Origin of the sequence: Sphingomonas sp., assembly GCF_039595165.1 — a bacterium.
GTDB lineage: Bacteria > Pseudomonadota > Alphaproteobacteria > Sphingomonadales > Sphingomonadaceae > Sphingomonas.
In genome coordinates this window covers 1-25,841 of sequence record NZ_JBCNMA010000037.1, presented here as the reverse complement: position 1 = coordinate 25,841, position 25,841 = coordinate 1, and the positions used below count along the sequence as shown (strand labels likewise).

Here is a 25,841-nt window from a genome sequence, read left to right as displayed (position 1 = left end):
AGAAGCACAGGAGCCGGGCATGCTCGACGCGTCGGTCCCCGAGTTCGCCGATGTCGAGAAGATGATCGACGCCGCGCAGGCGCTCTACGGTCCCTATCGCTGGGGCCGCTACGACATGCTCGTCCTCCCGCCGTCCTTTCCGTTCGGCGGGATGGAGAATCCCAATCTCACTTTCCTGACCCCCACGATCCTCACCGGCGACCGCTCGAACACCGACGTCGTCGCGCATGAGCTGGCGCATAGCTGGTCGGGCAACCTCGTCACCAACGCGACCTGGGCCGACGGCTGGCTCAACGAGGGCTTCACCACCTATTTCGAGAACCGCATCATGGAGGCGCTCTATGGCAAGGAGCGCGCCGCGATCTATGCCGATCTCGACTATGCCGGGATGGTCCGCGACGTGAAGAATGCCGGCGGCGACGCCGCGCCCTCCACGCGCCTGCACGGCGAGCCGGGCGACAGTGCCGGGCAGCTCGACTATCTCAAGGGCTCGACCTTCCTGCGCACGATCGAGCACGCGGTCGGCCGCGAACGCTGGGACCCGTATCTGCGCGGCTATTTCGACCGCCACGCCTTCCAGCCGCAGACCAGCGCCGGCTTCCTCGCCGATCTGCGCCAGCACCTGATCAAGGGCGACAAGGCACTGGAGGCCAGGCTCCAGCTCGACCGCTGGGTGTTCGAGCCCGGCATCCCCTCCAACGCGGTGCATGTGGCGTCGGCGACGCTGGCGCAGGTCGACACGATGCTCGCGGCGTTCAACGCGGGCGGCCCGGCCTCAGCGATCAGGACCGATGGCTGGCAGACCCAGCAATGGAAGCGCCTGCTCGACAACCTTCCCCGCCAGCAGAGCGCCGCGCGGCTCAAGGAACTCGACGACGCCCTCGGGCTCACCAAATCGACCAACGCCTATGTCCAGTCGGCTTGGTTCGATCTCGCCATCGCCAACCGCTACGAGCCCGTCGTCCCCGCGCTGGAGGAATATCTCACGCGGGTCGGCCGCAACCTGCTGGTGACGCCGCTCTATCGCGGGCTCAAGGCGCAAGGCGAATGGGGCGAGCCGATCGCGCGGCGAATCTTCGAGAAAGCGAAGCCGGGCTACCACCCGGTGACCGTCGGCGCGGTGACGCGGATCCTGGACGGTAGCTGATCAGGCCGTCGGCATCGCCCGCTCGATGATCGCGCGCATGTCGATCGCTGCGTCGAACGCGCCATAGGCATTGCCGCGCGGCGTCAACCGCAGCCGGCAAAAGGCTTCGGCGACCGGGCTGTTCCAGCCGAGCAGCACCGCCGCCTGCGCCGCGAGCGCGAGCCGCTCGACGAGCAGCCGCGCATTGCCCTCGTTCGCCGTCTTGAAGTCGATCGCGTCGATCCAGCTGTCATAGAGCGGATCGCTCCCGCGCTGTGCCGCGAGGAACCTGTGCAGCGCCTCGACGCCTTCCGGTTCGCGCGCGAACCCACGCAGCAGGTCGAGCGCGATGACGTTGCCCGATCCCTCCCAGATCGCGTTGAGCGGCGATTGGCGGAACAGCCGCGGCATCGGCCCCGCTTCGATGTAACCGGCGCCGCCATGGCACTCCATCGCCTCGCAGACGAGGCCGGGCGCCCGCTTGCACACCCAGTATTTGGCGATCGGCGTGAGCAGCCGCGCAACCGGATCGGCGGCGTCGAACGCCTGCGCCAGCCGCAGCCCGAGCGCAGTCGCGGCCTCGCTCTCCACCGCCAGGTCCGCGAGTACCGCCGCCATCGCCGGCTGGTCGATCAGCCGCCGCTGGAAGGCCGAGCGGTGCGCGGTGTGCCACAGCGCCTGCGCCAGCGCGCCACGCATCTGCTGGGCGGAGCCGATCACGCAGTCGAGCCGGGTGTGCTGCACCATCTGGATGATCGTCGCGACCCCGCGCCCTTCCTCTCCCAGCCGTTGCGCCGGCGCACCGTGGTACTCGATCTCGGACGAGGCGTTGGAACGGTCGCCGAGCTTGTCCTTGAGCCGCACGACGCGGAACCCCGCGTTGCGCGACCCGTCGGGCAGCCAGCGCGGGACGAGGAAGCAGGTCAGCCCGCCATCGGCATAGGCGAGCGTCAGGAAGGCGTCGCACATCGGTGCCGAGCAGAACCATTTGTGCCCGGTGAGAGCGTACCATCCCGCCTCACCGGCGGGCTCGGCACGCGTGGTGTTGGCGCGGACGTCCGACCCGCCCTGCTTCTCGGTCATCGCCATGCCGATCGTGACCCCAGCCTTTTCCGGCGCCGGACGAAAGGCGGGATCGTAGCGGCCGGCGGTGATGCGCGGCACCCATTCGCCCGCGACGCTCGCATCGGCACGCAGCGCGGGGACCGCCGCATAGGTCATCGTCATCGGGCAACTCGTCCCCGAATCCGCCTGGCCGGTGAGGAACAGGATCGCGGCGTGCGCGACATGCCCCGCGGGCGTGCCATTCCACGCCACCGAAGCCAGCCCGTTCTCCAGCCCCAGCCGCATCAGTTCGTGATAGGCGGGGTGGAAACGCACCTCGTCGATGCGCTGGCCATAGCGGTCGAAGCTCTCCAGCACGGGCGGATTGCGATTGGCCTCGACGCCCCATTCGATCACTTCGGCCGAGCCGGTCCGCGCGCCCAGTGCCGCGAGCCGCTCGGCATGCTGCCCGCCCCCCGCCCGCGCCACCGCATCCGCGAGCGCGCGGTCGCCGGTGAACAGATTCACATCTTCGAACGGCGGAGGCTGGTTGAACACCTCATGCGTGTCGAGCTCGACGAGCGGGCGGATGCTGGGCATGGCTTGGCTCCTCCGGAACGCGCCAGCCTATCGCGCGGCCTTCGCCGCCTCCAGTGCTCGCGCACGCTCCCGCGCCGCTCGCTTCGCCCGCCGCTCGGCGACCAGCACGGCAGCGCGGCGCGGATTGTGAGTCAGGCTCGCGGTCGCGGTGGCGTCGGCCTCGACCAGGAAGCCTTCGGGCGCGATACGCACGTCGCGGATTTCGGCGCGGCCCATCTCGCCCTTGAACACGAAGCCTTCAAAGGGCTGCTCCGCCAGCCAGGCATCCGCCTTGGCGAGGCCGTCGTCATAGTCCTTGGTGAAGTCATAGCGGATCGCCGCCGTCATGCGCTGGCGCAGCGCGGTCTGGTTGACCATCTGGAGCAGCAGGTTGAACGCCTTGCTGTCGGTATCGCCCGCCACCACCAGGTCGCGAACCCCGACGATCCGCCTGGGGATGTCGACCACCGGCGCCGCGACGAACCACACCATGCCCTTGGTCGTTACCGTCCCGGTCCTGAGCGTCATATCGACGCCCACCGCCACCTGATTCTGCGGCGTGCCGTAGACGGTGACGCCATGATACTCCGCCGTCGCCTCCAGCCCGCCCTTGAGCTTGGCCGAGGCGAATTGCGGCTTTTGCAGCTCCGCCAACGCGGCACGCTCGAGCAGCGGGTAGAGCACCAGCACCGGCACATGCACGTTGATCCCGCGCCCGGGCAGCTGCCTCATCAGGTTCGGCAATGGCGTCACCGGTGGATCGGCCGGGCGCTCGCCCAGCACCGTCTCGGTCTTCGCCTGCGCCGCGAAGCCGACGACGAGGTTGCCTCCCTCCACCGAATAGCCCGAGAAGCCGACGCGTTCGGGCGTGAAGCGCGCCCATATCTGCGGATCGGTCTTGACCCGCACCGAGGTGAAGCCCTTCGCCCACACGCGCTGGACCTTCGCCCGCGCCTGCACCTTGTCGAGGTGGCGCGGCAGCGTCCGTTCGAGGCCGGCAAGCACCTGCCGCAGCTTGGGATCGACCTTGGAGGCGAAGGTGATCCGCCGCCCGAGAAAGTCGATCCCGATCTTGCTGGTCCAGGCATAGTCGGCATCGACCTTGGCCCGCGGCCGCCAGTCCCTGCTCAGGCCAAGCGTCACCCGCGCGGTCACGTTCATCGCGCCGGTGGCGGTCTCGCGCTTGATGATCTTGCCGATATTCTCAGCGCGCACCGTGGCGTTAACCGGCATCGCGATGCGCAGGACGTTGCCCGATCCGGTAAGGCGGATACGCCCGCGCCGCACGCTGCCCACCAGCCGGCAGCTGATGTCGGGCAGCAGCTTGCTCTTGGTCTTGATACACGCCTTTTGCGGCTCGTCGATGCGGTGCAGCTCCAGCGGCACCTCGTCGTTGATCGCCTTTTCCAGCTCGGCCATCGGGATCGCCACCGGCACGCGGATGGTCGAAGCCAGCTCCTTGAGCACCAGCGGCTCCTCGAGCCGCGGCGGCGCGGGATTGGACGCCTGGTCGGTGCACCCGGCGAGCGGCGCCAGCGAAACGACGACAATCCCCGTGAGCCCGCGCTGCATACCCCCTCCTTCGCGCCTGCCGTCCTTTCCTCTAAAACCTTCTATTGAAGGCAAGTTCCGGCGACATGCGCGATCAGTTCGGCACCGATGACCGAGGGCAGGAACAACGGCCACAGCCCGGCCCCGCCGAGGAGCTTGCCGCGCCAGCCTGAAAAGGCGGTAAACGCGATCGCGAACGGCGCGATGCTAAATAGAGCAAATTCTGAATCCCCGGCCTGGCGTGGAAGCCGATCAGGAAGATGGTACCGATCTCAAGCGCCACGACCGCGACGACGACGATCAGCAGCCGCATCTCAGCTTCCTCGCGCCGCCGTCCACGCCAGCCACAGCCACCCGGCAATCAGCGCGGTTCCACCGATCGGGGTCACCGCGCCCAGCCAGCGCGGCGCGCCCAGCGCCATCGCGTAGAGCGTCACCGCAAAGATCGCCCCACCGGCGACGAACAGCCAGCCCGGCCCCTTCGCGCCCATCTGCGCCGCGACCAAGGCCACCACCGCGTGGATCATCTGATATTGCGCGCCGGTCCTGAGCCACTCCTGCGCCTCGCCCGACGTGCCATGCGCCCCGAAGGCCCCTGCCCCAACCGCCAGCGCGCCCGACAGCGCCGCGAGGATCACAAGCCAGTTCACGGCCGGTCGTCGTCCACGACTTCCTCGGACGGCAGCGGCTCGGGCTTCTCGCGCCGCGCCGAGAAGCCCAGTTCGGGCCGCTGCGTGATCGTCTCGCGCGCGGCGAGCATATCCCCGGCCTCCAGCTGGATCTTGAGCCGCTCGCGGTCGCGCTGGCGATAGAAATCCTCGCTGCGGTCGATCTCGCCCGGTTCGACCCCCACCGCCTCCATCGCCAGCCGCGCCATCTTGATCGCGGATTCGAGCACCTCGCGCACCACCGCGGTGGCCGGCGTGCCCTTGAGCTTGAGCAGCGCGCGCCGGTCGAACGCGCGCACGAAGATCGACGCCTGGGGGAACGCCTCATGCACCGCCTCGACCAGGTCGGCGCTGACCTGATCCTGGTCGAGGCAGAACAGGATCAGCTCGGCCTCGCCTGCACCGGCCTGACGCAGCAGATCGATCCGGGTTCCGTCGCCGTAATAGACCTTGGCGCCGAACTGGCCGGCGACGTCGATCATCTCGATGTCGGTGTCGACCAGCGTCACTGCGATGCCCTGCGCATTGAGCATCTGGCCCACCGTCTGGCCGAAACGGCCATAGCCGACGATGAGCGCGTTCGACCCATCGGCTACCGGTCCCTCGCGCTCGCCCTGCGGTCTCTCCTCCTCGGCACGGAAACGGCGCGTCAGCATCATCAGGAACGGCGTGGTCGCCATCGACAGCGTCACCACCGCGCTGAATACGCTCACCCCCTCGGGCGCGATCAGCAGCGCATCCTGCGCCTGCGCGAACAGCACGAAGGCGAACTCGCCGCCCTGGCTCAGCAACAGGCCCAGCCCGAGCGCCTGGCGCCAGCCCATGCGGAAGGCGAGGCCGAGCCCGAAGATCACCACCGCCTTGGTCACGATCAGCGCCAGCGCCATCGCGACCACGAACAGCGGCCGCTCGGCAATCGCGGAAAGGTCGAGCAGCATGCCGACCGAGAGGAAGAACAGCCCGAGCAGGATCGAGCGGAACGGCTCGATGTCCGCCTCGAGCTCGTGACGATAGGGACTGTCTGCGAGCATCACGCCCGCGACGAACGCGCCGAGCGCCGGGGAGAGGCCGAGCGCTTGCATCAACGCCGCGCTCGCCACCACGGTGAACAGCCCGGCGAACACGAACAGCTCGCGCTCGCCCCAATTGCCGATCAGCCGGAACAGCGGCCGCAGCACGTAGCGGCCCGCCAGCACCAGACCGGTGATCGCGAACACAGTGTAGAGCCCGAGCAGCCAGCCCGGCGGCCCGCCGGCATCGGCCGGGTTGCGGCTCATCACCGCGATGATCGTGATCAGCGGGACGATCGACAGATCCTGGAACAGCAGGATCGAGAACGCGCGTTCGCCGAACGGGGTCCTGAGGCGCCCCGCCGACTGAAGCATCGGCAGCACCTGCGCGGTCGACGACAGCGCCAGCGGCAGGCCCAGCGCCAGCGCCGCGGCGAGCGAGAAACCTGCGCCGAACGCGATCACCGCGCTGATCGCGACACCGCACAGCACCACCTGGAGCAGGCCGAAGCCGAAGATATCCTGCTTCATCCGCCACAGTCGCGCGGGGCTCAGCTCGAGCCCAACGAGGAACAGCAGCAGCGCGATGCCGAACTCGGCGATCACCATCTTCGATTCGGCGTCGCCGACCAGGTCGAGCAGTTGCGGCCCGACCAGTGCGCCCGCGACGAGATAGCCGAGCGTGGCGCCCAGCCCCAGCCGGCGGAAGATCAGCACGAACACCAATGCGAAGCCGAGCAGCGGCGCATATTCGGCGACATAATTATGGGCGGCGCCGTGCTCCATCAGACGCGCACCCGCAGGGCCTGCGCCGCGGCTTCCGCCATCGCCTCGAAACCGAGCCGGATCGACGGATGCCGCGCGCTGTGCGGCAGCGCCGGCGCGAAGATTTCCAGCCCCGGCCATTCGGGCGGCAGGTCGCGTTCGCTGGCCAGCCAGGCGGTCAGCTCGTCGCGCGCCGTCTCCAGCTCGGCCAGCGTCCGGCCGACCGCATGCGCGCCCATCAGCGCCGCCGAGGCCTGGCCGAGCGCACAGGCGCGGACGACCATGCCGATCGCCTTAACCCGGCCGTCCTCATCGAGGTCGACGTCCACCGTCACCCGGCTCCCGCATACCGGCGAGCGCTTCTCGACGCTCGCCATCGGGTCCGCGAGCCGCTCGTGGAACGGGATCGACGCCGCGAGCCGCAGGATCTGGTTGTTGTAGAGCGGCGCGTTCATTCGCCCGATTTATCCCCTGCGCCCTCGTTGGCAAGGCCGCCGGCGTCGGTGTCGTTGCCGAACACCGGCTCGCCGCGGCGGCGGCGGTCGACGAACTCGGCGATGCTCGCGCTGGTCGCGTTGAGCAGCGGATAGGTGCGCGACTGAGTCATCCAGTCGGGCCGCTGCGCCGGCCCGCCACTCACCGTGTCCACGACGAGCGTTACCAGCAGGAACCCGAGGCTCACCAGGATCAGCCCCTTGAGCGCGCCGAAGCCGAAGCCGAGCGCCCGGTCGACCGGTCCGAGCAGCCCGCTGCGCGTGCGCGATCCGATCGCGTTCGCCACCAGCCGTCCGCCGAAGAAGGTGATGCCCGCGATCAGCGCGAAGGCGAGCACCGCGGCGCCCTGCACCGTACCCACTGCCCCCGCCAGCATCGCCGCCAGCGGCGTATGGAGGAACTTCAGCGCCACCACCACGAACAGCCAGGCCATCAGCGACAGCACCTCGGTAACGAAGCCGCGCATCACGCCCAGCACCGCCGCACCGCCCACGGCGATCAGTACGATGATATCGATCGCGGTCAGTCCCATGCGTTCAAACCCTTTGCCCAGACCGGCTCATACCGTTCGTGCGAGACTTGTCGAAGCCCGTTTTACCGCGACATGTCGCAATATCGATTTTCGATAATATCGATTTTCGATAATATCGATTGACGATATGCTCAACTTGATATATTGATATTCGATATTGAAGATATTGGAGGTCGATATGGCTGCCGTCAAAGACCGTGATCCGCTGCTGGCGATCACTCAGCTCATCCTGCGAATCCTCATCGCCATCATGGGACTGCTCATCGCGGCCGGGCTGGTCGCAGTCGCCGCCCTGCTGCTGGTACCCGGGCAGCAATTCGCGCCAGCGCTGACCGACGCGTCGCGCGGTACCGTCTGGTGGGTCACCATGGGCGCGGCGATGCTGATCGCGATCCTCGCGCTCGGGATCGCCTTCACGCTCAATCTCACCCGGATCATCGCCACGGTCGGCCATGACGATCCGTTCCGCCCGGAAAATGCCGACCGCCTCGCCCGCATGGCCTGGCTCACGCTCGTCGCGCAGCTGTGTGGCCTGATCCTGGTGCCGATCGTCCGGGTGATCGCCAGCCATATCGGTGAGGGCCGGCCGGACTTCGGACCATCCTTCGACGGCTTCATTCTGGCGCTGGTGCTGTTCATCCTCGCCCGCGTGTTCCGCCGCGGCACTCAGATGCGCGACGATCTCGAGGGGACGGTCTAATGGCGATCACCGTGACGCTCGACGATCTGCTCCACCAGCGCCGCATGACCCTCACCGAACTGGCCGAGCGGATCGACCTGACGCTGGCCAACGCCTCGATCCTCAAGACCGGGAAGGCGAAGGCGATCCGCTTCTCGACGCTGGAAGCGATCTGCCGCGAGCTCGACTGCCAGCCCGGCGACCTGCTGCGCTACGAGCCCGGCGCTTGACCCGGGCCCCAGGCGGTCCCATCTGATCGTCCGGAGGCCACGTCCTCCCCTGCTTCGCGCAGGCATCAGGTCCGGGACGGCCCGGCAGCTCGAACAAGGAAGCTGCCAATGCCGTGGATCTATCTCACCGTCGCCGGACTGCTCGAAATCGCCTGGGCGTTTCTGATGAAGCAGTCGGAAGGGTTCACGAAGCTCGTCCCGTCGGTCGCCACGCTCGTGGCGATGGCCGCGAGCTTCGCGCTGCTCTCGCTGGCGATGCGCACGCTCCCGCTCGGCACCGCCTACACGATCTGGACCGGAATCGGCGCGGTCGGGGCGTTCGTCATCGGCATCCTGGTGCTCGGCGAGCAAGCGACGCCGATGCGCATCGCCGCCGCCGTGCTGATCGTCGGTGGACTGGTGCTGATGAAGCTGTCGTCGCCGAGCTGAGCGCTCAGGGCTTCCAGCCGATCGACTTGAAGAAGCGGTCGTGCGGCCAGCGCTTGTCGCCCTGATAATGGCGCACCGAATAGGACAGCCATTTGTTGCCGACCACCATGTTACGCGAAACTTCGATTTGGGTGCGGCCGTCGCCAAAGGTATCGTAGGTCCGCACGACCTCGACGCCGCGCATGCCGGGCAGCAGCATCTCCTCGGGGCGCAGCGGGCGCTGGCTGATCATCTTTGCGCCACTCGCGAAATCACCTGCTTCCGACACGAATTCCCGCAGCTTCGCGTCGACGTCGTACGGTTTGTCGGCGATCACCCCTTGCAGGAAGAAGAATGCCTCCATGTCGAACTTGGCGGTGCGGATCGTGCTGTTGAGCTGGATCACGCGCCCCTTGGCGATGTCGGTCCATTCGTCGAACCGCTCCGGCGTGCCGGGCAGCTCGGCGGTCAGCCCGGTCGGCTGGCTGTGGCGCTGCCACGCGGTCTGCGCGATGGCCGGAACCGCGGCAACCGCCACGGCAGCGAGAATTCCCCAAGTCCGCATGTTCGTCCCCCCGGATTCGATCGCGGCAACCTAGTTCAAGCATCTGGAGCCGCAAGGGAAATCCGTAGGGGGCAGTCAACGTCCCAGCATATGCTCGACGAATCCGCCCAGGCTCTTGAAGCCGGTCAGCGCCACCGTGCCCTCCTTGCCCTGCGCGGCGGGGACGAGCGCGCGGGTGAAGCCGAGTTTGCCGGCTTCCTTGAGCCGCAGCGCGCCATGCGCGACGGGCCGCACCTCGCCCGACAGCGCGATCTCGCCGAACGCCACCGCATCCGCCGCGACCGGCCGCTCGGACAGCGCCGACACCAAAGCCGCCGCCACCGCAAGGTCCGCCGCCGGGTCCTGCACGCGATAGCCGCCGGCGATGTTGAGATAGACCTCGCTGGTCGAGAAACTCAGCCCGCAGCGCGCCTCCAGCACCGCCAGGATCATCGCCAGCCGCCCGCTGTCCCAGCCGACCACCGCGCGCCGCGGCGTCGCCCCGCTCGCCAGCCGCACCACCAACGCCTGGATCTCCACCAGCACCGGGCGTGTGCCCTCCAGCGCGGGGAACACCACCGTCCCGGTGACGCTCTCATCGCGGCTGGTCAGGAACAGCGACGAGGGATTGCCGACCTCGGCCAGCCCCGCCGCCTCCATCGCGAACACGCCGATCTCGTCGGTGCCGCCGAAGCGGTTCTTCACCGCGCGCAGGATGCGGTACTGATGGCTGCGCTCGCCTTCGAACGCCAGCACGGTATCGACCATGTGCTCGAGCACGCGCGGCCCCGCGAGGCTGCCGTCCTTGGTCACATGCCCCACCAGCACCACCGCCGTCCCGCGCTCCTTGGCGAAGCGGATCAGTTCTTGCGCCGACGCGCGAACCTGGCTCACCGTACCCGGCGCGCCCTCGATCAGGTCGCTGTGCATCGTCTGGATCGAATCGATAATCAGCAGCCGTGGCGGCGCTGCCCCACCAAGCGTGGTCAGGATATCGCGTACCGAGGTCGCCGCGGCGAGCTGCACCGGCGCATTGCCCAGTCCCAGCCGCCGCGCGCGTAGCCGCACCTGATCGGCCGCCTCCTCGCCTGAAACATAAGCGACACCAAGACCTTGCAGCGCCATCTTCGCAGCGGCCTGCAACAGCAGAGTCGACTTGCCGATCCCCGGATCGCCGCCGATCAGCGTCGCGCTCGCCTCCACGAACCCGCCGCCGAGCGCCCGGTCCAGCTCGGCGATGCCGGTCGGCATGCGATCGGGCAGCGGCACTTCGGCATCGAGCCCGGAGAGCGAGATCATCCGCCCCCCGCCCTGCAGGTTGTGCTTGGCCTGGAACGGCGTCACGACGGCGCCGGCATCCTCGACCAGCGTGTTCCACTCGCCACAATCGGCGCATTGCCCCGCCCATTTGGACGACACCGATCCGCATTGCTGACAGACATAGCGCTTCTGGGCTTTGGGCATGCAGGCCGCTTAGCAGGAAGAGAACGATTCAGGAACGGTATTTCGCTTCCTGTATCTTGCGCCACCGCGATTGCAGCACCGCCGGGCGGTCCGGGTAGCGCTCCTCGCGGAACTCGGCCCCCTCGATCCGGTCGACGCGGAAGCTGCGGAAATCCTCGCGCAGCTCGCACCACGCGAAGACCATGCGCACCGCATCGCGATAGCCGACCAGGAAGGGCCAGATCGTCCGCTGCGACCGCCGCCCCTCGCCGTCGCCATAGTCGAGATCGAGCTTCATCCCGCGCCGGCACCACAGGCGCAGCTGCGCCATGTCGAGCGGCTCGACCGGCTCCTCCCAGCGCGGCGGCGCCGCCACCACCGGCTCGAGCACCAGCGCGCGGAGGTTCTCAGGTACGGTCGCCGCGAGCTTGGCGATCAGGTCCTCGGCGGCACGCGACAGTTCACGGTCGCCCTGCGCCTTGACCCATTGCGCACCAAGCACCGCCGCCTCGACCTCGTCGGTGGTCAGCATCAACGGCGGCAGGTCGAACCCGCCGTCGAGGATATAGCCGATCCCCGCCTCGCCACGGATCGGCACGCGCTGGGCCATCAGCGTCGCGATGTCGCGATAGATGGTGCGCTTGGACGTCTCCAGTTCCTCGGCAATCAGCTCGGCGGTCACGGGCTTGCGATGTCGCCGCAGCAGCTGGATGATCTGGAACAGGCGGTCGGCGCGGCGCATGCGGCGGTCCTTCTCGTAACGTCGATTTTCGACTTAATGCCATGCTGCTGACAGCATGTTGGCAGCAGCATGGCAGTAGTCAATTCCTGACGGCAGCGACTTCCCGCGCGCCGGACAGGAGGACCGGACCATGCTCACTTTCTACCACGCCCCCGAAACCCGCTCGGGCCGCACCATGTGGCTGCTGGAGGAGAGCGGCCTCCCGTTCGAGACGCGCTACGTCAGCGTCCAGCGCGCCGACGGCAGCGGCGCCTTCGATCCCGCCAATGTCCATCCCGACGGCAAGGTGCCGGCGATCGTCCATGACGGCGCGATCATCCCCGAAAGCTATGCCATCGCCATCTATGTCAGCGATCTGGCCGCAGACTCCGGCCTGGGCGTGCCCGCGGGATCGCCCGAGCGCGGCCCGTTCCTCGCGTGGCTGATGTGGCTCGCGACCGAGCTCGAGCCGGCGATCTTCATGCGCCTCTATGGCGGCGCCGAGGGCAATCCGATGGCCGAGAAATCCTATCGCCAGGTCGTCCGCCGCCTCGAGCTCGCGCTCGCCAACGGGCCATATCTGATGGGCCACCGCTTCACCGCGGTCGACGTCATGGCGGGTTCGACCGTCGCCTGGGCCCGCCACGTCTTCCCGGAGAGCCCCGAAATCGACGCTTGGCTCGCCCGCATCGCCGATCGCCCCGCCCACCAGCGCGCATGCGAGAACGATGCGGAGAAGCTGGCCGCCTGAGTGCCGGGACGGCGGAGGGCTTATCCCTTCGCCGTCACCGCCAGCCCGCGCTGCACCGCCGGCCGCGCGAGCCCGCGCTCGAGCCATGCGGCGACGTTGGTGAAGGCATCGAACCCGACCAGCTCGCGCGCCTCGTAGAAGCCGATCAGGTTGCGCACCCAGCCGAGCGAGGCGATGTCGGCGACCGAATAATCGCCCATGATCCACTCGCGGCCCTCGAGCCGGCCATCCAGAACCCCCAGCAACCGCTTGGATTCGGCCACGTAGCGCTCCAGCGGCCTTTTGTCCTCGATCTCGCGCCCGGCGAATTTGTGGAAGAAGCCGAGCTGCCCGAACATCGGTCCGATCCCGCCCATCTGCCACATCAGCCAGGCCATCGTCTCGTAACGCTGGTCGGGATCGAGGAACTTGCCGGTCTTCTCGGCGAGGTAGATCAGCATCGCTCCGCTCTCGAACAGCGCCAGCGGGCGCCCATTGGGCCCGTCGGGATCGATCATCGCCGGGATCCGGCCATTGGGATTGAGGCTCACGAATTCGGGCGATTTCTGGTCGTCGGTCGCGAAGTCGACGAGGTGCGGCTCATAGGGTAGCCCGGTCTCCTCGAGCATGATCCCCGCTTTCACCCCGTTGGGCGTGTTGAGCGAATAGAGCTGGATACGGTCGGGATGCTGGGCCGGCCAACGGCGAGTGATCGGGAACTGCGACAGATCGGTCATTGGGGGAGCCTCCTGTTTGAGGCCGCGACATAGTAAGGCCGCATTCGCCACGCTATGGGCGCATCGATGAATCCGACCGATCTTCGTGTCGCCTTGTTCAGCGGCAACTACAACTATGTCCGCGACGGCGCGAACCAGGCGCTCAACAAGCTTGTCCGCCACCTGCTCGACCGCGGCGTACAGGTGCGCGTCTATTCGCCGACCACCGACACGCCGGCCTTCGCGCCCGAGGGCGATCTGGTCAGCGTCCCGGCCTGGCCAGTTCCCGGCGGGCGCGGCGAGTACAAGATCGCGCTCGGCCTGCCCAAGGGCCCGCGTGCCGATCTCGAGACGTTCAAGCCCAACCTCGTCCATGTCTCGGCGCCCGAGTTCCTCGGCCACGCCGCAGTCGCCTGGGCGCGCGAGCGCGGGATCCCGACTCTCGCCTCGCTCCACACGCGCTTCGAGACCTATCCGCGCTATTACGGCATCGGCTTCGTCGAGCCCTGGCTGATCCGCCGCCTCACCCGCTTCTACAACAAGGTCGACCGCGTGGTGGTACCCGGCAATTCGGTCGCCGAGCTGATCAAGGACTGGGGCGTCACCACCCCAGTGAGCATCTGGTCGCGGGGCGTCGACCATGCGCGCTTCAACCCGCAGCGCCGCGACGACGCCTGGCGCCGCAGCCTCGGCATCCCCGACGACGTCGCGGCGATCGGCTTCCTCGGCCGCCTCGTGCTCGAGAAGGGCCTCGACATCTTCGCCGAGGTCGCGCGCGAGCTCAAGCGCCGCGAGGTCCCCCACCGCATCCTCGTGATCGGCGAGGGCCCTGCGCGCGAATGGTTCGCCGAGCGCGTTCCCGACGCGATCTTCACCGGCTTCCAGTCGGGCGACGATCTCGGCCGCGCGGTCGCGGGGATGGACGTGTTCTTCAACCCCTCGATCACCGAGACCTTCGGCAACGTGACCTCGGAGGCGATGGCGTGCGGCGTGCCGGTGGTCGCCGCGAAGGCGACCGGCGCGATGGACCTGGTCGACGAGGGCCAGACCGGCTTCCTCGTCCCGCCGCGCGACGTCACCGCCTATGCCGACGCGATCGAGCGCCTCGCCCGCGACGCCGCGATGCGCCGTAGCTTCGGCGCCGCCGGCCACGCCAAGATGCAAAGCTATGTCTGGGACCGCGTCAACCAGGCGGTGCTCGACGCCTATCTCGAGGTCATGGCGGCACACTCAAAATTCATCCTCCCCCGCCAGGGGGAGGATCATCGTCACTCCCACTCGTAGCTCAGCGGCGCCTCGCGGAACGCGAACCGGTCGACATGCCGCTCGACCGCGCCCTTGAGCCCCTCGAGCTGCCCCGCGGCGCTGGCGTCCACGCGGATCGCCAGCCCCTCGGGCTTCGCGTCGAGCGTGACCAGCCCGTCGCCGGGCCAGTCGGCGCCGCGCGCATCCCTGGGGAACACGATCGTGCCATGGTCGGGCGTGAACTCGACCTTGAGGTTATGCTCCCAGTGCTTGCACAGCTGCTGAAGATAGCGGCTCGCCCTGTCGGTCTTCGCGAACCCGTTCGCGCTCACTGCCATCAAAGCCGCTCCACCTTGCGCGCCGCCTCGTCAATGATTTCGGCGACCTTGTGGAGGAGATCGGCATCGACCTCATCATGCGCAAGCCGCGACTGGATCACGACCTTGAGGTTGCCCATCGCGCGCCGCACCGGCCCGCCGCGCGTGCGCTCGCGCACCGTGCCCAGCTCGGCCAGCTTGCCCATCAGCAGCGTCACCTGCTCTGCATTCTCCTCGAGATGCGCCTGGCCGGCCGGCGTGATCGCATAGAGCTTCTTGGCGCCCTCGGCCGCCTGCTCCTCGATATGGTCCATTTCGGCGAGCAAGGTCAGCGTCGGATAGACGACGCCCGGGCTCGGGGCATAGGCGCCGCCGGTGCGCTCCTCGATCTCGCGGATCAGGTCATAGCCGTGACGCGGCTGGTCGGCGATCAGCGCGAGCAGGATCAGCCGCAGCTCGCCGCCGTCGAACATGCGCCGCCGGCCGCGCCCGCCGCCCATGCCGTCGGCGCGCACGTCCCACTCCACCGTGAACGGCCCCCATTGGCGCCGCCCGCGCGGACCGAAGCCGCCAAAGTCCATGCCCCCGCGCGGCCCGCAGCCGCGATGATGTCCTCGAAACATTCCTGTACCTTTCAAATTCGAGTCGAGATGGGTCCAAGATATATCTTGAGATAACGCGCACAAGCCCCTTCGCGAAATTTGCGCAAGTTCCTATATCGTTCCGCATGGCCGACCTGTTCGGCGGGCTCGAGTCCGCCACTGCCCCTGACGACATTGCCCCCGGCGGCCCGCTCGCCGACCGGTTGCGCCCGCAACGGCTCGAGGATGTCGTCGGCCAGGATCATTTGACTGGGCCAGAGGGGGCGATCGGCCGCATGGTCGCGGCGGGCAAGCTCAGCTCGATCATCCTCTGGGGGCCGCCGGGTACCGGCAAGACCACGATCGCCCGGCTGCTCGCCGATGCCGTCGGCCTGCGCTTCGTCGCGATCAGCGCGGTCTTCTCGGGCGTCGCCGACCTCAAGAAGGTGTTCGCCGAGGCGAAGGAGCACGCCCGGCTCGGCAAGCGCACCCTGCTCTTCGTCGACGAGATCCACCGCTTCAACCGCTCGCAGCAGGATGGTTTCCTCCCGTTTGTCGAGGACGGCACCGTCACGCTGGTCGGCGCGACCACCGAGAATCCGAGCTTCGAGCTCAACGCCGCGCTTCTCTCCCGCGCGCAGGTACTCATCCTGCGCCGCCTCGACCACGCTGCGCTCACGCAATTGCTCGACCGTGCCGAGGCCGTCGAGGACCGTCCGCTGCCTCTCACGCCCGAGGCCCGCGACGCGCTGGTTGCCAGCGCCGACGGCGACGGCCGCTTCCTGCTCAACCAGGCCGAGACGCTGTTCTCGGTTCAGTTCGACGAACCGCTCGATCCGCCGGCGCTGGGCGATTTCCTCCAGCGCCGCGTCGCGGTCTACGACAAGGACCGCGAGGGGCATTACAACCTCATCTCCGCGCTCCACAAATCGATCCGCGGCAGCGACCCGCAGGCCGCGCTCTACTATCTTGCGCGGATGCTCACGGCGGGCGAGGAACCGCTCTACGTGCTGCGCCGCCTGACCCGCGCCGCGGTCGAGGATGTCGGCCTCGCCGACCCCAACGCCATCACCCAATGCATCGCCGCCAAGGACACCTATGAGTTCCTCGGCTCGCCCGAGGGCGAGCTGGCGATCGCCCAGGCCTGCCTCTACCTCGCGACCGCCCCCAAATCGAACGCGGCCTATACCGCGCAGAAGGCCGCATGGCGCTCGGCCAAGGAAACCGGCAGCCTGATGCCGCCGCAGAACATCCTCAACGCGCCGACCAAGCTGATGAAGAAGATCGGCTACGGCAAGGGCTATACCTACGACCATGACGCCGAGGGCGGCTTCTCGGGCGATAATTACTGGCCCGAGGAGATGGAGCCCCAGACCTTCTACGCCCCCACCGACCGCGGCATGGAGAAACGCATCGCCGAGCGCATGGCCTGGTGGGACGAGCGGCGGCGGAAGCGGGACTGATCCGCAACCCCGCCTGATCCCGATGCGCGCTTCGCAGGTGCAGGCCAGCCAAGCAGGCAGAGGACATAGCCGATGATCGCGCTGCCGCCATATCCGACCAGCGGCGTCGGATAGTTGCCCAAGGCCGCGGCGGCGATGATCGCCAGCCACATCGCGCCGAAGACCGCATGGCTCGCCCGATTGCTACGGTCCCAAGCCCAGCCGGCGAGCGCTGGAACGAGCATCACGCACGCGCCCGCGACCACCGCCGCCCCGGCCAGCATGTGCGTGTCGAACGCCGTATAGAAGATCTGGTCGACATGCGGGCTCGCCGCCTGACGATCGGGTCTAAGCAATGCGATGCCGAACGCGCCCACGGCGGCGGCTGCGGCGATCGCGGCGTTCCGCTCCCGCCGGATGGCAAACAGCGCCACCATCGCCAGAGCCAGCGCACCCGTCATCGCACGATCCGGCTGAAGCGCCAGCGCGATCGCGGCGATGACGATGCCCAGCGTCGGGACCAGGCTCGGCGCGCGGACGAAACGCATCGCCAGCAAGGGGACGAGGATCAGCGACGGCTGAATGAAGACACCTGCCAGCGAGACCCAGCGCGTCGCGCCTTCGACCCTTGTGCCCAGCATTGTGGTCGCGAGCAGGCAGAGGGAAGCGGCGAGCACGATCGCTGCATCCGGCACCCGGTAGCGACTGGCAAGCGTCACGGATATGCCCACGCAAGCGAGCCCGATCGCCAGCGCGGCCAGGTTCATGATCGCGTAGCGCGCAGGCGCATCCGCCAGCGTCAGATAGACGATACCCAGTCCCGTCGCGAGGACCGCGCAGATGCAAGCGACCATGGGCGCTCGCGCCGGAAACCCGTCTGCAGGCTCCATATCCCCTTCCTCCTCTCCGATTTCCGGTCGCGCGAAATAGAACCCCGACGCCACGTGGATCGCGCCGATCACACAGCCAAGCGCATAGCGGACCGGCGAGTCATTCGCGTCGATCGCCTCCAATTCATGACGCATCGCCTGCCCCCATTGCCGCATCGGCGAAGGCAGCAGTGCCGCAGCGAAGCGCACCAGCATCCGCGCGATCGCGTGCTGCGACGGGATCATGCCGGTTTCGCCGCGAGCGAGGCGCCGCGCGCAGGCGCGGCCACAGGCGGATTGTCCCGCGCCAGCCGCTGGCCGGCCGCGGTCAGGCGATACATATGGCGCGGCGGACGCCCCGGCTCCCCTGCGGCCTCCCACTGTGCCTCGAGATATCCCTGGGCTTCAAGCCGGACCAGCAGCGGATACAGCGTCCCCGATTTGACCCCCGCCTGCCGGCAAAGCCCATAGCCATGGGACCAGCCACCCCCGCTCGAGGCGAGGATCGCGAGGATGTCGCGGGCGGCCGGCGAAAGTGCGCGTTGTCGAACCATAGGCCATTAAATCTACATAGGTAGATTAATTGTCAAGCACACCGTTTTCCACTGATCGGCGCTTCCCATGTTGGATTTCATCTGCTCTCATCGGCTGATGATCGGACCAGTTCCAACCAATCCGTGCAACGCCTCGCCCGCGCTCGGCACGCAGGGCGCGAAAACATCTCGATACCGTCAACTTTGTGCACTTCCGGTGTCAGGATACCTGCTCGCTGCCTTCACCCTCGTCGCCCCCGCCGTCGCCCAGCAACCGCCCCGCGATCTCACCCCGCACCAGCGCGCCATCGCCGCGGGCTACAAGGCGCTTGCCCTGTGCGAGGGCCAGTTCGGCGGCGGCCGCACGCCCGAGCAGATCGCTGCGACCGAGCTCAAGGGCATCTATCCTGAATATGAGGCGCTCGCCGCCGAGTTGCCGGCCACCAGCGACCGCCAGGATCGCAGCGTCAGCGTGCCCTTCGCCGACGGCATGCCGCCGCGCCTCGCTTATTGGGTGCCGCGCTTCGGCTGCTCGCTCGCCCCGATCGGCGGCAAGCGCGTCCTGCCGCCCTTGCTCCATCCCAACCCGTCGATCCCCTTCCCCGCCGATCCCCGCCCCTGGCCGATCGGCGATTCCGGCATCGCGCCGAAACCACCGGCGGCATTGGAGAGCGCGGTCGCCGCAGCCTTCGACCCCGCGGCGTCGAAGGGCCGCACCACCGGCGTGGTGGTCCTGCGCGATGGCAAGGTCATTGCCGAACGCTATGCCGACGGCTTCGGCCCGCTCGTTCCCAACCGCACCTGGTCGGTCGCCAAGAGCATCGCCGGCACGCTGATCGGCATCGCCGTCGCCGACGGCAAGCTCGATCCGGCCAAGCCCGCGCCGGTGCCCGAATGGCGCACGCCGGGCGACCCGCGCGCCGCGATCACGCTCGACCAGCTGCTGCGCATGGCCTCGGGCCTCGGGAGCGACACCGCGGGCAACCGCACCGACGCGATCTATTTCGGCGGCACCGCGGTAACCGAGCAGACGGTCGACTGGCCGATCGTCGCGCCGCCCGGCAGCACCTTCCGCTACGCCAACAACGACACGCTGCTCGCCGTGCGCGCGCTCCGCTCCGCGCTCGCCGACGACAACGCCTATACCGGCCTCCCAGGCAATCGCCTGTTCGGCCCGCTCGGGATGGATCACACCACCACCGGCATCGACTGGCAGCAGAACTTCGTCCTCTCCTCGCAGGTCTGGTCGACCGCGCGCGACCTCGCCCGGCTCGGCGAGCTATGGCGCAACGACGGCGTCTGGCAGGGCAAGCGCATCCTGCCCGAGGGCTGGGTCAGGTACATGACCACCCCCAGCGGCCCACAGCCCAAGGGCGACGGCCCGGGCTATGGCGCCACGATGTGGCTGTTCGGCCTCAAGCAGGGCCTGCCCGACGGCAGCTACGCCGCCCAGGGCAATCGCGGCCAGTATATCTTCGTGATCCCCTCCGCGAGGCTCGTCGTCGTCCGCCGCGGCGAGGATCCCGCCGGCAATGCGTTCGAGGCACCGCGCTTCGTCGCCGAGGTGCTGAAGGCGCTCGAATGAAGGATTGGGACGAAGCCTGCGCCTATGCGCTCTCGCTCCCCGATGTGGAGATGGCGCCGTGGTGGGGCACGCCCTGTCCCAAGGTCAACGGCAAGGGCTTCATGTCGCCCAGCCGCGAGCCGGGCAGCTTCGCGCTGGCGGTCACCCACCCCGAGAAGCAGATCCTGCTCGAGACCGATCCGGACACCTTCTGGCAGACCGACCATTATCGCAATTATCCGATGCTGCTGGTCCGTTACGACACCGGCGCCCGCGAGCGGATCGAGCTCTACATCCAGCGCGCCTGGTGGGACCGCGCCAAGCCCGCGCAGCGCAAGGCGTTCGGCGAGCGGCCATGAGCTTCACTTGGGACGAGGCGGTGGCGTTCGCGCTGACCCTGCCCGGCGTCGCGATCGGCGCGGGCGCCAAGGGCTCGACCTCGCCTCAGCTGCGTGGCCAGCAGCTCGTCTCGCAGGGCCGCGCCGAGGGGACCTATGTCCTGCGCGCCACGCGCGAGGAGATCGCGGTACTCAAGGAGACCGATCCCGACACCTTCTGGCAGACGCCGCAATATGAAGGTTGGCCGACGGTGCTGGTCAACGCCGCGCATGCCGATCCCGAGCGGATGAGACTGCTGATCGCCCGCGCCTGGTGGGACCGCGCCACGGTGGCGCAGCGCAGGGCCTATGGCGATCGGCCCTGAGCGCTTCTCCCGCTTCGCCGCGATCGACTGGTCTGGCGCGAAGGGCAGCCGCCACCCCGGCATCGCGCTGGCCGTGTGCGAGTCCGGCGACGCCGCGCCCGTGCTGGTCCCACCGCCTGGCCGCCACTGGTCGCGCGCCGCGATCCGTGACTGGATCCTCGATCGCGCCGCCGAGCCGCTGCTGATCGGCTTCGACATGAGCTTCTGCGCGCCGATCCTCGATCGCGGCGCCTATCTCCCCGGCGAGAGCGAGGCCACCGACGCCCGCGCCTTCTGGGCCTATGTCGACGCCCATAGCCCGGACGAGGATCTCGGCGCCGCTTCGTTCCTCGACAGCCGCCGCGGCCGTCATTTCTATCTCGGCGCGGCTGACGGCCCCAAGGCGGACTTCATGCACTTCCGCCGCTGCGAGCAGCATTTCAACGCCAGCGGCGGCGGCAAGGTCACCACCGTCTACGACGCGATCGGCGCGGCGCAGGTCGCCAAGGCGAGCTTCGCCGGGATGCGCCTGCTCCACACCCTCGACGGCAAGGTCGCGATCTGGCCGTTCGATCCGCTGCCACCCCTCGGCGCGGTCGTGGTGGAGATCTACACCGCGATCGCCGCCCGCGCCGCCGGGCTGCGCAAGGGTCTGTCGAAGCTGCGCGACGCCGCCTCGCTCGATGCCGGCCTCGCCGCGCTCGGCTCGCAACCGCACGCGCCGCTCGCCCGCTACGACGATCATTCGACCGACGCGATCCTCACCGCCGCCTGGCTGCGCGCCAATGCCGCCCGCGCCGAGCTGTGGCACCCGCCCGCGCTCACCGCCGAAATCGCGCGGACCGAGGGCTGGACCTTCGGAATCGCCTGACACGGATCGTCGCAAAGCGCACTGCGCTTGCACCGGCTGTTAACCTCGATCGGGCAGACTCCGGGCATGCGACGTTCGGATCAGCAGCCGCGGCGGATGCCGCGATGGAATCCGTTCCGGGAGCGGGTTCGGCTCCCGCTTCCGGTCTACCGCGAGCTGGTCGACACGCTGTTCGACATGCGCCTGCCGATCCTGGGGCTCGGCCTGGTCTTCGCCATCCTGGCCGGACTCGTCGCGTTCGAATGGCGCGACCCGGTGTTCGCGATGGTCGCCGCCGGTGCGCTGATCGTCACCCTGGCTCGCCTCGTCCTGCTCCACGGCTATGCCCGTGAACCGCGCAAGAGCCAGGAGGAGCTCGACTGCTGGGAACGCCGCTATGCGATCGGCAACTATGCGATCGCGCTGCTGCTCGCGGTGCTCAACATCCAGGCGCTGACCTATCATTACCCGCTGCTTCACCTGCTCACCATCAGCCTCGTCTTCGGGTTCGGCGCGGGCATCGTCTCGCGCATCTCGATCCGGCCGGTGATCTGCGTCACCAGCCTGCTGCTCGCCACGGTTCCCACAGTGGTTGCGCTGATCGTCCACGCGCTCGTGCCGCATGCCGCGCCGCTCCACGCCCAGCTCTTCGCGATCGAGGCGGTGATGGTCGCGATGATCACTGGGCTCAGCCTGCACACCGTCGCGCATCTCTACCGCTCGACCGTCGCGCATCTCTCGGCCCAGCATGATCTCGCGCTGCTCGCCAAGCACGACGCGCTCACCGGCCTCGCCAACCGACTGCTGCTGCGCGAGCGCTTCCAGGAGGCGAGCGAGGCCGCGCTGCGCAGCGGCAACCGGCTTGCGATCCACTTCATCGACCTCGACGGCTTCAAGCCGGTCAATGACGGTTATGGCCACCCCGCGGGTGACGCGGTGCTCCAGGAAGTCGGCCGGCGGCTTCAGTCCGCGCTGCGGGCGGAGGACATCGTCGCGCGGCTCGGCGGCGACGAGTTCGTCATCCTCCAGGCCGATGTCGCGCATGAAGGCGAGGCCGAGATGCTCGCCCGGCGAATCCTGCGCCGGCTCGGCGCGCCCTATGAGCTCGAGGAGGCGACCGTCCATATTTCGGCGAGCCTCGGGATCGCGATGGCGCCGGACCTCGGCTTCGATCTCGAGCGCCTGCTCGCCTGCGCGGACGCGGCGCTGTACCGGTCCAAGCTCGGCGGCAAGGCCAGGCTCAGTTTCTGCACCAACGAGGACGCCGCCAGCGCCGAACTCGCCGCCTGAGTCACCCCAACGTAAGATGGCTGGTTCACGCCCCCTCGCGTCCGGGATTCACCACCGATGAATCCCGACAGCTTGAAAATCCGTCCAGCGGCCGGCAGGAATGATGACAGGATGACGGACGATACCTGCCGGCCCTTCTCAGCATTACTGTCATATTAATCTTTCGGCGCGGCCGCCGTGCTTTGCTTACCCAAAATGCAACCATAATGGAGCTATTGCTGCGACGAAACGAGCCTGTCGTGCGACGATTATTGATTTGGTTCGTCTTTAATCTGGCTTATGGTCAATTCACGAGTCGCAGAATCCGTTTCTGTTTCGTACCATATAAAACACCGGGTCCACGTTGGTTTTGAGGGTTGGCCTTGCATCAATAGTGATGCGAGATCGGGATACTTTGTCCTGATTTCCCAATCCCTCGTTCCAGCGAATGTCTTTTCGATTGTTCGACTTGGCAGGATGAGGTGAATCGCGATGAGCTTTGTTCCTTCTTTTCCTGGCGTCTATATTCGCGAGGTTCCCAGCGGCTCACGCAGCATCGCCGGCGCTTCTACATCGATCGCGGCGTTCGTCGGCAGCTTCGCGCGCGGACCCACGGACAGTCCGGTGCGACTATTCTCGCTCGCCGATTTCGAAACGCATTTCGGCGGCATCGCCGGCGACCATCCCGCGAGCTTCGCGGTGTCCCAGTTCTTCGTCAACGGCGGCGGCACGGCCTATGCCGTGCGCGTCGCCAACGGAGCCGATGCGGCTTCGGTGACGATGCAGGACTGGGCGGCGGCGGGCCCGGTGCTGCGCGCCACCGCCGGGCGGATGATCGGCGACCGCGCGGTCGCCAATCCCGGCGCCTGGGGCAATGCGCTGCGCATCGACATCGACTATCGCACCGCCGATCCCGCGACTCAGTTCAACCTGGTCGTCAGCGAAGTGCGGCTGCAGGACGGCATCGCCCAGGCTGTGCGCACCGAGGTGTTCCGAAACCTGACGATGACCCCGGGGCCCAACAACGCGATCGCGGTGGTCAATGCCGGCTCGGCGCTGATCACGCTCGATCGCGATGCCGGCTGGGGAACCGACCGGCCGGGGCCGACCGGCTTCTATTCGGACGATCTCGCCGCGGCGCCGCCCGACCTCACCCAGCTCACCGGCCAAGGCGAGATCGACATCGACTTCGGCACAGGCGCGCAAACCATCGCGGTGGACTATGGCGCCGGCTCGCCCGCGACGCTCGCCGCGGCGGCGGCGACCCTGCAGGACGCGATCCGCGCGGCGCAGCCGGCCAACCGGCTGTTCGCCCAGGCGACGGTCACGGTCGAGGGCGATCGGCTGCGCGTCGCACCCGGCCGCAACGCGCCGGACTATGCCCCCGGCGCGATCGTCACCGTCGCCGATACGACCGGAACCTTCGCGGCCACCCTGCTGCTCGATCCCGGCATCGGCAATGTCGAGCAATATTTCCCGGCCGCCGCGCCGGTCGGGCTGATCGACGCCGCCACCGAAGGCGACGACGGCAACGCGATCGACGCCCCGACGCTGTCGGGCAATCGCGGGCTGCGCACCAGCTTCTACGCGCTCGACAATATCGACGCGTTCAACATGCTGGCGATCCCGCAGGCGGCCGAGCTGGGCGACAACGCGCTCCAAGCGGGGGTGATGGCCCCGGCGCTCGCCTATGTGATCGAGAAGCGCGCGATGCTGTTCGTCGATCCGCCGCCCGGCACCGACACGCTCGAGGAGGCCGAGGCCTGGCTCGACGACATCGCCGGCGCCGGCCTGCGCTCGCCCAACTCGGTCGCCTACTATCCGCGGCTGCGCGTGTCCGACCCGACCGATGGCGGCCGCCTGCGCGAGGTCGCGCCATCGGGGACGATGGCCGGCGTGTGGGCGCGCACCGACGGCGAGAGCGGCGTGTGGAAGGCGCCCGCCGGCACCACGGCCTCCCTGCGCGGCGTGCCCGAGCTCACGCACGTGCTGAGCGATCCGCAGAACGGCGTGCTCAATCCGGTCGGGCTCAACGCGCTGCGCAGTTTCGACATCCCCGGCAACGTTGCCTGGGGCGCGCGCACGCTGATGGGCGCCGACCTGCTCGCATCGGACTGGAAGTACATCCCCGTCCGGCGGACCGCCTTGTTCATCGAGAGCTCGCTGTTCGATGGCCTGCAATGGGCGGTGTTCCAGCCCAATGCCGACCCGCTGTGGCTCGAGATCCGCGGCGCGGTGACCGCCTTCATGCAGCGGCTGTTCCGCCAGGGCGCGTTCAAGGGCACCTCCCCGCGCGACGCCTATATCGTGCGCTGTGGTCCGGACACCACCACCCAGGCCGATATCAATGCCGGAATCGTCAACGTGTTCGTCGGGTTCGCGCCGCTCCAGCCGGCCGAATTCGTCGTGGTGAGCCTGCAACTGCAGCTCCAGCAAGCAGCTTGAGGAGGGGTCGATGACGCAGCTCAACACTGCCGGGCAGCGGGTGATCCCCTATGCCGGCTACAAGTTCCGCATCAAGGAAGTCGGCGGCGATTACTTCTTCGCCGTGAACAAGGTCAGTGCGCTCAGCCGTACGGTCGAGGTGATGGAGTATCGCGAAGGCGGCGATCCATCGCTGACGCGCAAGTCGCCCGGCCAGGTCAAGTACGAGGCGATCACGCTCGAGCGCGGGGTCACGCACAATGCGCAATTCGAGCAATGGGCCAACAAGGTGTGGAACTACGGCTCGGCGCTCGGCGGCGAGGTCTCGCTCGGCGACTTCCGCAAGGATCTGCTGCTCGAAATCTACAACGAGGCCGGCCAGCTCGTGCTGGGCTACAACATCTATCGCGCCTGGGTGTCCGAATTCCGCGCCTTCCCCGAGCTGGATGCCTCGGCCTCGTCCTTCGCGGTCCAGACCATCAAGCTCGAGCATGAGGGCTGGGAGCGCGAATATTCGGTCAACCAGCCCGCGGAGCCGACCTTCACCGAGCCGGAGTAAGGGCGATGCGTGAAGCAGGTCCCGATTTCCTCACCCTCTGGGAGGAGGGCGCAGGCGAGCACCCGCTCGACCGGGCGCTCGGGCTGATCGCCGCGGTCGAAGGCACGCCGCGCGGCGAGGCGGCGGCGTTGCCGCTCGATCGCCGCGACCGGGCGCTCTACCGGATCGCGGCGCGGCTGTTCGGTGACCGCATCAACCTGATCGCGACCTGTCCGGAGTGCGACGGAGAGACCGAGCTGAGCTTCGCGGCGAGCGACGCGCTGGC

General features: G+C 68.1%; 30 protein-coding genes. 15 read left to right on the top strand and 15 right to left on the bottom strand.

Annotated elements, in window-relative coordinates; genetic code table 11:
- Nucleotides 1-1,147: leukotriene A4 hydrolase C-terminal domain-containing protein (locus ABDV68_RS08880; RefSeq protein ID WP_343519480.1), on the top strand; the 1,147-nt coding region annotated here is incomplete at its 5' end.
- On the opposite strand, the gene ABDV68_RS08875 is transcribed toward ABDV68_RS08880, so the two are convergent.
- The 7 genes from ABDV68_RS08875 to ABDV68_RS08845 form a co-directional block, all read right to left on the bottom strand.
- Nucleotides 1,148-2,770, bottom strand: a complete 1,623-nt coding sequence (locus tag ABDV68_RS08875) for an acyl-CoA dehydrogenase family protein (protein ID WP_343519479.1) — start codon at nucleotides 2,768-2,770, stop codon at nucleotides 1,148-1,150.
- Between the two features lie 27 nt (nucleotides 2,771-2,797).
- Nucleotides 2,798-4,321: a DUF4403 family protein gene (locus tag ABDV68_RS08870; RefSeq protein WP_343519478.1), complete on the bottom strand. Its 1,524-nt coding sequence runs from the start codon at nucleotides 4,319-4,321 to the stop codon at nucleotides 2,798-2,800.
- A 73-nt stretch (nucleotides 4,322-4,394) separates the two neighbouring features.
- A complete protein-coding gene (locus tag ABDV68_RS08865; protein ID WP_343519477.1) occupies nucleotides 4,395-4,613 on the bottom strand; it encodes a hypothetical protein in 219 nt (72 codons plus the stop codon).
- 1 nt (nucleotide 4,614) lies between these two features.
- The gene (locus tag ABDV68_RS08860; RefSeq protein WP_343519476.1) at nucleotides 4,615-4,950 is read right to left on the bottom strand and encodes a DUF423 domain-containing protein; all 336 of its coding nucleotides are present in this window, start codon (nucleotides 4,948-4,950) and stop codon (nucleotides 4,615-4,617) included.
- Complete coding sequence (locus ABDV68_RS08855) at nucleotides 4,947-6,764, bottom strand: cation:proton antiporter (RefSeq protein WP_343519475.1); 1,818 nt, start codon at nucleotides 6,762-6,764, stop codon at nucleotides 4,947-4,949. Before ABDV68_RS08855 ends, ABDV68_RS08860 begins: the two co-directional genes overlap by 4 nt.
- A complete protein-coding gene (locus ABDV68_RS08850) occupies nucleotides 6,764-7,198 on the bottom strand; it encodes an iron-sulfur cluster assembly scaffold protein (protein ID WP_343519474.1) in 435 nt (144 codons plus the stop codon). The genes ABDV68_RS08855 and ABDV68_RS08850 overlap by 1 nt, the downstream gene beginning before the upstream one ends.
- Nucleotides 7,195-7,770 (bottom strand): CvpA family protein, encoded by a 576-nt coding sequence (locus ABDV68_RS08845; protein WP_343519473.1) that lies wholly within the window; start codon nucleotides 7,768-7,770, stop codon nucleotides 7,195-7,197. The genes ABDV68_RS08850 and ABDV68_RS08845 overlap by 4 nt, the downstream gene beginning before the upstream one ends.
- 178 nt (nucleotides 7,771-7,948) lie before the next feature.
- Between ABDV68_RS08845 and ABDV68_RS08840 the strand changes: the two genes are divergently transcribed.
- The 3 genes from ABDV68_RS08840 (at nucleotide 7,949) to ABDV68_RS08830 (ending at nucleotide 9,108) form a co-directional block, all read left to right on the top strand.
- Entirely contained in the window at nucleotides 7,949-8,470 is a 522-nt protein-coding gene (locus tag ABDV68_RS08840) for a DUF2975 domain-containing protein (protein ID WP_343519472.1), read from the top strand.
- Entirely contained in the window at nucleotides 8,470-8,679 is a 210-nt protein-coding gene (locus tag ABDV68_RS08835; protein ID WP_343519471.1) for a helix-turn-helix transcriptional regulator, read from the top strand. Before ABDV68_RS08840 ends, ABDV68_RS08835 begins: the two co-directional genes overlap by 1 nt.
- A gap of 108 nt (nucleotides 8,680-8,787) precedes the next feature.
- Complete coding sequence (locus ABDV68_RS08830; protein WP_343519470.1) at nucleotides 8,788-9,108, top strand: multidrug efflux SMR transporter; 321 nt, start codon at nucleotides 8,788-8,790, stop codon at nucleotides 9,106-9,108.
- Nucleotides 9,109-9,112: 4 nt separating this feature from the next.
- Here ABDV68_RS08830 and ABDV68_RS08825 read toward each other — a convergent pair whose 3' ends face one another.
- The 3 genes from ABDV68_RS08825 to ABDV68_RS08815 all read right to left on the bottom strand — a co-directional run bounded on the left by ABDV68_RS08825 (nucleotide 9,113) and on the right by ABDV68_RS08815 (nucleotide 11,816).
- Nucleotides 9,113-9,652 (bottom strand): hypothetical protein, encoded by a 540-nt coding sequence (locus ABDV68_RS08825; RefSeq protein ID WP_343519469.1) that lies wholly within the window; start codon nucleotides 9,650-9,652, stop codon nucleotides 9,113-9,115.
- A gap of 75 nt (nucleotides 9,653-9,727) precedes the next feature.
- A complete protein-coding gene (gene radA, locus ABDV68_RS08820) occupies nucleotides 9,728-11,095 on the bottom strand; it encodes a DNA repair protein RadA (RefSeq protein WP_343519468.1) in 1,368 nt (455 codons plus the stop codon).
- Nucleotides 11,096-11,123: 28 nt separating this feature from the next.
- The gene (locus ABDV68_RS08815; RefSeq protein WP_343519467.1) at nucleotides 11,124-11,816 is read right to left on the bottom strand and encodes a YafY family protein; all 693 of its coding nucleotides are present in this window, start codon (nucleotides 11,814-11,816) and stop codon (nucleotides 11,124-11,126) included.
- Nucleotides 11,817-11,946: 130 nt separating this feature from the next.
- Here ABDV68_RS08815 and ABDV68_RS08810 point away from each other — a divergent pair, with 130 nt between their 5' ends.
- Complete coding sequence (locus ABDV68_RS08810; protein WP_343519466.1) at nucleotides 11,947-12,546, top strand: glutathione S-transferase family protein; 600 nt, start codon at nucleotides 11,947-11,949, stop codon at nucleotides 12,544-12,546.
- A 20-nt stretch (nucleotides 12,547-12,566) separates the two neighbouring features.
- Here the strand turns inward: ABDV68_RS08810 and ABDV68_RS08805 are convergent, their stop codons facing one another.
- Nucleotides 12,567-13,262, bottom strand: a complete 696-nt coding sequence (locus ABDV68_RS08805; RefSeq protein ID WP_343519464.1) for a glutathione S-transferase N-terminal domain-containing protein — start codon at nucleotides 13,260-13,262, stop codon at nucleotides 12,567-12,569.
- Between the two features lie 66 nt (nucleotides 13,263-13,328).
- On the opposite strand from ABDV68_RS08805, the gene ABDV68_RS08800 reads away from it, so the two are divergent.
- On the top strand, nucleotides 13,329-14,525 hold the full coding sequence (locus tag ABDV68_RS08800; RefSeq protein WP_343519463.1) for a glycosyltransferase family 1 protein: 1,197 nt from the start codon (nucleotides 13,329-13,331) through the stop codon (nucleotides 14,523-14,525).
- Here the strand turns inward: ABDV68_RS08800 and ABDV68_RS08795 are convergent.
- A complete protein-coding gene (locus tag ABDV68_RS08795; RefSeq protein WP_343519462.1) occupies nucleotides 14,510-14,824 on the bottom strand; it encodes a DUF2218 domain-containing protein in 315 nt (104 codons plus the stop codon). The two genes, ABDV68_RS08800 and ABDV68_RS08795, sit on opposite strands and share 16 nt — an antisense overlap.
- Complete coding sequence (locus ABDV68_RS08790) at nucleotides 14,824-15,384, bottom strand: PadR family transcriptional regulator (RefSeq protein ID WP_343519460.1); 561 nt, start codon at nucleotides 15,382-15,384, stop codon at nucleotides 14,824-14,826. The genes ABDV68_RS08795 and ABDV68_RS08790 overlap by 1 nt, the downstream gene beginning before the upstream one ends.
- Before the next feature lie 146 nt (nucleotides 15,385-15,530).
- On the opposite strand from ABDV68_RS08790, the gene ABDV68_RS08785 reads away from it, so the two are divergent.
- Nucleotides 15,531-16,847, top strand: a complete 1,317-nt coding sequence (locus ABDV68_RS08785) for a replication-associated recombination protein A (RefSeq protein ID WP_343519459.1) — start codon at nucleotides 15,531-15,533, stop codon at nucleotides 16,845-16,847.
- On the opposite strand, the gene ABDV68_RS08780 is transcribed toward ABDV68_RS08785, so the two are convergent.
- Together ABDV68_RS08780 and ABDV68_RS08775 are read right to left on the bottom strand one after the other, a co-directional pair.
- Entirely contained in the window at nucleotides 16,763-17,941 is a 1,179-nt protein-coding gene (locus ABDV68_RS08780) for a hypothetical protein (protein WP_343519458.1), read from the bottom strand. The two genes, ABDV68_RS08785 and ABDV68_RS08780, sit on opposite strands and share 85 nt — an antisense overlap.
- On the bottom strand, nucleotides 17,938-18,249 hold the full coding sequence (locus ABDV68_RS08775) for a PadR family transcriptional regulator (protein WP_343519457.1): 312 nt from the start codon (nucleotides 18,247-18,249) through the stop codon (nucleotides 17,938-17,940). The genes ABDV68_RS08780 and ABDV68_RS08775 overlap by 4 nt, the downstream gene beginning before the upstream one ends.
- 196 nt (nucleotides 18,250-18,445) lie before the next feature.
- Between ABDV68_RS08775 and ABDV68_RS08770 the strand changes: the two genes are divergently transcribed.
- The 8 genes from ABDV68_RS08770 to ABDV68_RS08735 all read left to right on the top strand — a co-directional run.
- A complete protein-coding gene (locus tag ABDV68_RS08770; RefSeq protein WP_343519456.1) occupies nucleotides 18,446-19,813 on the top strand; it encodes a serine hydrolase in 1,368 nt (455 codons plus the stop codon).
- The gene (locus tag ABDV68_RS08765; RefSeq protein WP_343519455.1) at nucleotides 19,810-20,151 is read left to right on the top strand and encodes a hypothetical protein; all 342 of its coding nucleotides are present in this window, start codon (nucleotides 19,810-19,812) and stop codon (nucleotides 20,149-20,151) included. Before ABDV68_RS08770 ends, ABDV68_RS08765 begins: the two co-directional genes overlap by 4 nt.
- Entirely contained in the window at nucleotides 20,148-20,495 is a 348-nt protein-coding gene (locus ABDV68_RS08760; RefSeq protein ID WP_343519453.1) for a hypothetical protein, read from the top strand. The genes ABDV68_RS08765 and ABDV68_RS08760 overlap by 4 nt, the downstream gene beginning before the upstream one ends.
- Nucleotides 20,479-21,345 (top strand): hypothetical protein, encoded by an 867-nt coding sequence (locus ABDV68_RS08755; protein WP_343519452.1) that lies wholly within the window; start codon nucleotides 20,479-20,481, stop codon nucleotides 21,343-21,345. Before ABDV68_RS08760 ends, ABDV68_RS08755 begins: the two co-directional genes overlap by 17 nt.
- Nucleotides 21,346-21,411: 66 nt before the next feature.
- On the top strand, nucleotides 21,412-22,614 hold the full coding sequence (locus tag ABDV68_RS08750) for a GGDEF domain-containing protein (RefSeq protein WP_343519451.1): 1,203 nt from the start codon (nucleotides 21,412-21,414) through the stop codon (nucleotides 22,612-22,614).
- Nucleotides 22,615-23,085: 471 nt separating this feature from the next.
- Nucleotides 23,086-25,038, top strand: coding sequence for a phage tail sheath C-terminal domain-containing protein (locus ABDV68_RS08745; protein WP_343519449.1), 1,953 nt, complete (start codon nucleotides 23,086-23,088; stop codon nucleotides 25,036-25,038).
- Nucleotides 25,039-25,048: 10 nt separating this feature from the next.
- A complete protein-coding gene (locus ABDV68_RS08740; RefSeq protein ID WP_343519448.1) occupies nucleotides 25,049-25,576 on the top strand; it encodes a phage tail protein in 528 nt (175 codons plus the stop codon).
- A 5-nt stretch (nucleotides 25,577-25,581) separates the two neighbouring features.
- Nucleotides 25,582-25,841: hypothetical protein (locus tag ABDV68_RS08735; protein ID WP_343519447.1), on the top strand; the 260-nt coding region annotated here is incomplete at its 3' end.

Excerpts from the sequence above, each read along its gene's own strand:
- ABDV68_RS08740 (WP_343519448.1), top strand. The coding sequence starts at position 25,049 with ATGACGCAGCTCAACACTGCCGGGCAGCGGGTGATCCCCTATGCCGGC.
- ABDV68_RS08800 (WP_343519463.1), top strand. The coding sequence starts at position 13,329 with ATGAATCCGACCGATCTTCGTGTCGCCTTGTTCAGCGGCAACTACAAC.
- ABDV68_RS08835 (WP_343519471.1), top strand. The coding sequence starts at position 8,470 with ATGGCGATCACCGTGACGCTCGACGATCTGCTCCACCAGCGCCGCATG.
- ABDV68_RS08785 (WP_343519459.1), top strand. The coding sequence starts at position 15,531 with ATGGCCGACCTGTTCGGCGGGCTCGAGTCCGCCACTGCCCCTGACGAC.
- ABDV68_RS08775 (WP_343519457.1), bottom strand. The coding sequence starts at position 18,249 with ATGGTTCGACAACGCGCACTTTCGCCGGCCGCCCGCGACATCCTCGCG.
- ABDV68_RS08830 (WP_343519470.1), top strand. The coding sequence starts at position 8,788 with ATGCCGTGGATCTATCTCACCGTCGCCGGACTGCTCGAAATCGCCTGG.
- ABDV68_RS08760 (WP_343519453.1), top strand. The coding sequence starts at position 20,148 with ATGAGCTTCACTTGGGACGAGGCGGTGGCGTTCGCGCTGACCCTGCCC.
- ABDV68_RS08790 (WP_343519460.1), bottom strand. The coding sequence starts at position 15,384 with ATGGACTTTGGCGGCTTCGGTCCGCGCGGGCGGCGCCAATGGGGGCCG.
- ABDV68_RS08815 (WP_343519467.1), bottom strand. The coding sequence starts at position 11,816 with ATGCGCCGCGCCGACCGCCTGTTCCAGATCATCCAGCTGCTGCGGCGA.
- ABDV68_RS08750 (WP_343519451.1), top strand. The coding sequence starts at position 21,412 with ATGCGACGTTCGGATCAGCAGCCGCGGCGGATGCCGCGATGGAATCCG.
- ABDV68_RS08745 (WP_343519449.1), top strand. The coding sequence starts at position 23,086 with ATGAGCTTTGTTCCTTCTTTTCCTGGCGTCTATATTCGCGAGGTTCCC.
- ABDV68_RS08795 (WP_343519462.1), bottom strand. The coding sequence starts at position 14,824 with ATGGCAGTGAGCGCGAACGGGTTCGCGAAGACCGACAGGGCGAGCCGC.
- radA (WP_343519468.1), bottom strand. The coding sequence starts at position 11,095 with ATGCCCAAAGCCCAGAAGCGCTATGTCTGTCAGCAATGCGGATCGGTG.
- ABDV68_RS08780 (WP_343519458.1), bottom strand. The coding sequence starts at position 17,941 with ATGATCCCGTCGCAGCACGCGATCGCGCGGATGCTGGTGCGCTTCGCT.
- ABDV68_RS08850 (WP_343519474.1), bottom strand. The coding sequence starts at position 7,198 with ATGAACGCGCCGCTCTACAACAACCAGATCCTGCGGCTCGCGGCGTCG.
- ABDV68_RS08855 (WP_343519475.1), bottom strand. The coding sequence starts at position 6,764 with ATGGAGCACGGCGCCGCCCATAATTATGTCGCCGAATATGCGCCGCTG.
- ABDV68_RS08865 (WP_343519477.1), bottom strand. The coding sequence starts at position 4,613 with ATGCGGCTGCTGATCGTCGTCGTCGCGGTCGTGGCGCTTGAGATCGGT.
- ABDV68_RS08805 (WP_343519464.1), bottom strand. The coding sequence starts at position 13,262 with ATGACCGATCTGTCGCAGTTCCCGATCACTCGCCGTTGGCCGGCCCAG.
- ABDV68_RS08840 (WP_343519472.1), top strand. The coding sequence starts at position 7,949 with ATGGCTGCCGTCAAAGACCGTGATCCGCTGCTGGCGATCACTCAGCTC.
- ABDV68_RS08825 (WP_343519469.1), bottom strand. The coding sequence starts at position 9,652 with ATGCGGACTTGGGGAATTCTCGCTGCCGTGGCGGTTGCCGCGGTTCCG.
- ABDV68_RS08810 (WP_343519466.1), top strand. The coding sequence starts at position 11,947 with ATGCTCACTTTCTACCACGCCCCCGAAACCCGCTCGGGCCGCACCATG.
- ABDV68_RS08875 (WP_343519479.1), bottom strand. The coding sequence starts at position 2,770 with ATGCCCAGCATCCGCCCGCTCGTCGAGCTCGACACGCATGAGGTGTTC.
- ABDV68_RS08755 (WP_343519452.1), top strand. The coding sequence starts at position 20,479 with ATGGCGATCGGCCCTGAGCGCTTCTCCCGCTTCGCCGCGATCGACTGG.
- ABDV68_RS08845 (WP_343519473.1), bottom strand. The coding sequence starts at position 7,770 with ATGGGACTGACCGCGATCGATATCATCGTACTGATCGCCGTGGGCGGT.
- ABDV68_RS08870 (WP_343519478.1), bottom strand. The coding sequence starts at position 4,321 with ATGCAGCGCGGGCTCACGGGGATTGTCGTCGTTTCGCTGGCGCCGCTC.
- ABDV68_RS08765 (WP_343519455.1), top strand. The coding sequence starts at position 19,810 with ATGAAGGATTGGGACGAAGCCTGCGCCTATGCGCTCTCGCTCCCCGAT.